Genomic DNA, 3,954 nt, shown 5'->3' with positions numbered 1-3,954 from the left:
AAGAGCGTTTTGCTTACTTTTGCGCTTTTCAAAAGTGAGCCGCTGTAAAAGCGGAACCATTAGCAGCCGTTACCGCAGCAACGGATATGTACTCAACCCAATCCAACATCCCGGCCAGCCCAGAGGCCGCCATCGGGGGCAAGCCCCCTCCCACATTTGGACCTCGGAGCGTCAGGTAAATACGCGTTAGCTCCCACGCCACAGGTGCGGTTTCGCACCAAAATTGTGTAGATACCTATGCCCCGATGAGGGAGTGTCAGTAAGCACATCTGTGACTGACCCACCGCAATCGGGGTGTAAGCCCCCTCCCACATTTAGATCGCATTGAGGCCGATTAGCCGCGTTGATCGTCGAAAAACGCCTTCTTGCCGTCCACCCGCTCCGATGCCCTTGGCACATTCACCGCCTGGCCTTCGGGCTTTTCCACGTACCAATAACAGTGGCTCACCGCTCGCGTGATGCCGACGTAGGCCAGGCGCAGCACCTCGTCTTTTTGTGCGTTGTCATACGCCTCGCTGTCGCCATCCTTGCCCAGGCCCGCCATGCGATAGACTTGGTTCTTGTAGGGCGAGCTGGTGAGGTGCTGGCAGTCACCCAATAGAAACACCGCGTCCGCCTGCAAACCCTTGGCACTGTGATAGGTCAGCTGTTTGAGCCTGCGCGCCTGAGGCGGCAAGCTCGAATCCAGATTAACTACGGACTGAATATGCTCTTGTATCAATAACTTATCGCTGCTTTTTCGATACAACATCAAGATCGTATCGCCCTGCTGATAATGCTCGAGCAGCTGCTGCGCCAGTGCCGCGTCGTCGCGCTCGCGCACTGCCAGGGGCACCAGCGGCTTGGGCTCGCCACTGGCCCTGGCCTTTTTACCGGGAATGGCCGGCGCGCTGCGCACGATGTGCTCGGCAGCATCGATGATGTGCTGATGGCTGCGATAGTTCTCAGCCAGCATCACCCGCGTGGTAGTCGGCGATGCAAACTCCTTATTGAACTCCATGAAGTATTTGGGCGAACTGCCGCGCCAGCCGTAGATCGACTGCCAGTCATCCCCCACGCACAGCAGCGATGAACGCTGCGCCCCGCGCCCGACGTGCATGGCCGGGCCACGGTTGCGGATTTCGCGCAGGCTGGCACGGATCCACGAAACAATCTGCGGCGATACGTCCTGGAACTCGTCGATCATCAGGTGCGACATCGGCCGCAGCAGTGGGTCGCTGAGCAGCTTGAGGTTTTCCGGGGTATTTTCGCCAAACAACGAAAACATGCGGTTATAGGTCATGATCGGCGGCGATTGATCGAGCAAGTGGTCTTCCAGAGCCTTCCAGAAAATGCCCAGGGCCTCGAAGAACAAGCGGTCCGGGTCGTCCTTGGCAAAGCTCATGCGGCCCACGGCGCCGGGCACATCCAACCCGAGGTTCTCGATAAAACCGGCGGCCATCACAAAGCAGTCCAACAGCGGCGCCGAAGCAAGCTCACCCTTGACCTTGTAATCGAACCCCGGCCCGGCCGTGGCGTCGCCCGCCAGACTGCTTAACAACCTAGTTGAAGATTCATAGTTATCAAGCCATATCAAAGGCTTGCGACAGAAAGCTTGAAACAGGGTGCGCTTTACCGCCCACTCCGCGCGCACTGACAGCTTTGAGCTGGGCCGGCTGATCTGGGGGCTTTCCCGCGAATCAAAGCCCAGCACCACCCACGCGTCCAGCTCGGGGATATAGCCATGGCAATGAAATGTCGCCCCATTGATGTCGAACGCCTGCCGGCTCGGCTCGATGCCCTTGATCGGCCAGGCGCCGGCGCGAAACCACAGATCCTCGATGACGTCGCAGAGTTCTTCATCACGCCTGGCCGCCAGCTCCGTCACCGCCATGCGCTTTTGTACATCCGGGTGATCACGCTCCAACTCCTTGAGTTGCAGCCCATGGCGCGCCAACGGCGCGATCAACTCACGAAAACGCGCGTGGCTGCCGTGCAAGCGGTGGTAGCAGGCGTTCATCTGTTGGCGCTGGGCGTCGTTGATGCGCAGGTCGAACGGGTTGCTGTCGGCGTCCTCCAAGCCGGCACCGAGGTTCTCGAACGCCTGCAGTCGCTCAAAGCCCGGCAGGCTGCGCACCATCGGCAGGATGCGTGAGTGAAAGGTGCGCACCACCGCCTGGGCCTCTTTTTGGCCAAGGGGTTGGCCCCACAGGCTGAGAATCTGCATGAGCTTGTGGATGAAGTCCTTGCGCGACTCGCGGGTGAACGTCACCACGGTCATCGAACTCAGCTCGAAGCCCAGGTAATGGGTGAGCAGCAGGATGCGCAGCACCAGGGAGGTCGACTTGCCGGCGCCGGCGCCTGCAATCACTGAAGTCGAGGGCGTGTCGCTGAAGATCATCTTCCACTGCGCGGCGCTCGGCTGGGCGTGGGCCGGCAGCAAACGCGCCACGTCGGCCTTGATGCGCTTTTTAATGTCGGCGGTCAGGGGCAATCGCCAGTCATCGAACAGGTTGTCATCAATGCCCGGAGCACGGGGCTCATCGGACCGAAAATCGCGTATCAGCAGGACTTGCCGGCCCTCTTGCAAACCGTCCGCCTTGCCCTCGCGGTAGCCGTACTCCACACCGGCTTCATGCCCGCTGCGAAAACCGTCGGCTTGACCATGTAACCAGGAGAAACGGTGTTGAGCGCGCAACCGCGTGAGGCCGTGTCCGAACAGACGCGCGGCAAGCCGTTTCAACAGCGGCATTTCCGCCAGCGGGCGCAATTCGGGGGGCAGATCAGGCTGTGGATGCGGCACGCGGACTCCTGGGATGAGCTGGGTTTCGACAGTGCACCATGGTCGCCGGAATTGACCCCAAGTTCCAGCCAAATGCTTTGCTGTCATGCAGTTAGGCGATGAAGTGAAAGTTATTGCCCTAATTTCCCATCGAATAAATAGATAGGATTGAGGCAGTTTTTACGCTTTTTATCGATCATGCGCTGTTGGATCATAGGGTCATCAACAGGAGACGATCATGCTTGAACTTCGACCCTTCAACACCCTCGGCGGCGCCCACCATGGCTGGCTCGACGCCCATCACCATTTCTCGTTTGCCGAATACCACGACCCCGAGCGCATGCACTGGGGCAACCTGCGGGTGTGGAATGACGACATCATCGCGCCAGGCACCGGCTTCCCGCAGCACGCGCACCGCGACATGGAGATCATCACCTACGTACGCGAAGGCGCCATCAGTCACGCGGATAACCTGGGCAACAAGGGCCGCACCGAAGCGGGCGACGTGCAGGTGATGAGCGCCGGCACCGGGATTGCCCACAGCGAGTACAACCTGGAAGCCACGCCGACCAGGATCTTCCAGATCTGGATCATCCCGAACGAAGCCGGGTTGCCACCCTCCTGGGGCGCCAAGCCGTTTCCGCGAGGTGTACGCGAAGGATTCGTGACCCTGGCCAGCGGCAAGGCCGGAGACACCGAAAGCCTGCGCATTCGCGCCGACGCACGCCTGGTGGCGGCGAATCTGAAGGCCGGAGAAACGGCCGAGTATCGGCTGGACAGCGGGCGCCGAGCGTACCTGGTGCCGGCAACAGGCGTGATAGAAGTCAATGGCTTGCGCGCGCAAGCTCGAGACGGTGTGGCAGTTGCCGATGAGCAGGTGCTGCGTGTGACGGCGGTTGAAGACAGTGAAGTTGTGCTGGTCGACCTGGCCTGATCCAAGGCATCTAACTAATGCCAGTCAGTCAAATGCACACCGCTGCATGTAGGAGCGAGCTTGCTCGCGAAAAACGTCAACGATAACGCGTGCTTCCTGAATAAACGCGGCGCCTGTGAGTTTTTCGCGAGCAAGCTCGCTCCTACATAAAGCAGCCGCGCCCACCCGTAACCACGATGCGAAGCGAGTCGCTTTTGATCTTGATCTCAGGCGCCCCGTTAAACCACGCTGGCCGAACGCAGGCTTGAATCCGTGGGCA

2 protein-coding genes and 1 pseudogene are annotated in these 3,954 nt (G+C 60.0%); 1 reads left to right on the top strand and 2 read right to left on the bottom strand.

Going from position 1 to position 3,954, the window contains the following annotated elements; translation table 11 throughout:
* Nucleotides 1–334: 334 nt before the first annotated feature.
* The gene (locus tag BFQ00_RS08020; protein ID WP_065933123.1) at nucleotides 335–2,782 is read right to left on the bottom strand and encodes a UvrD-helicase domain-containing protein; all 2,448 of its coding nucleotides are present in this window, start codon (nucleotides 2,780–2,782) and stop codon (nucleotides 335–337) included.
* Between the two features lie 217 nt (nucleotides 2,783–2,999).
* Between BFQ00_RS08020 and BFQ00_RS08015 the strand changes: the two genes are divergently transcribed.
* The gene (locus tag BFQ00_RS08015; protein ID WP_065888109.1) at nucleotides 3,000–3,695 is read left to right on the top strand and encodes a pirin family protein; all 696 of its coding nucleotides are present in this window, start codon (nucleotides 3,000–3,002) and stop codon (nucleotides 3,693–3,695) included.
* Nucleotides 3,696–3,719: 24 nt separating this feature from the next.
* Here the strand turns inward: BFQ00_RS08015 and BFQ00_RS29810 are convergent.
* Nucleotides 3,720–3,954 (bottom strand): annotated as a pseudogene (locus BFQ00_RS29810) (hypothetical protein); the annotation flags it as partial.

Origin of the sequence: Pseudomonas sp. 28 E 9, from assembly GCF_900004785.1 — a bacterium.
Lineage (GTDB): Bacteria > Pseudomonadota > Gammaproteobacteria > Pseudomonadales > Pseudomonadaceae > Aquipseudomonas > Aquipseudomonas orientalis_A.
Note: the sequence above shows the minus strand (reverse complement) of the source record. Positions and strands in the feature narration are given on the sequence as shown.